Source organism: Bacillus sanguinis, assembly GCF_018332475.1.
Classification (GTDB): Bacteria; Bacillota; Bacilli; order Bacillales; family Bacillaceae_G; genus Bacillus_A; species Bacillus_A sanguinis.
Genome location: NZ_BOQB01000645.1, coordinates 1 through 255, shown reverse-complemented (window position 1 = coordinate 255; position 255 = coordinate 1). Strand labels below are relative to the sequence as shown.

Below are 255 nucleotides of genomic sequence, written 5' to 3'. Positions count from 1 at the left end.
GCAACACTCCAGCCGTATTTCGCGGCCAGCCACGGCGTAGCAATCATAGAGAAGAAAGGGCCGATGTTGACGGACATGTAGTACATGGTGAATGCACCGTCCAGACGCGGGTCGTTTTTCTCATAGCATGTAGAAAGCAGAGAAGACGGGTTAGCTTTAAACAGGCCGTTACCGACCGCAATAGCCGCCATACCCATATAAACGATACCGGCGTCGTGACCAGACCAGGCAACCAGAGCATAACCAATCGCCAGC

Annotated in this window: 1 protein-coding gene; it reads right to left on the bottom strand. The window is 53.3% G+C overall.

What is annotated here, in order from left to right; all coding sequences use genetic code 11:
* Nucleotides 1-255, bottom strand: a 255-nt coding sequence (locus KI369_RS30020) for a POT-type proton-dependent oligopeptide transporter (protein WP_498033629.1), incomplete at both ends; no start/stop codon positions are given.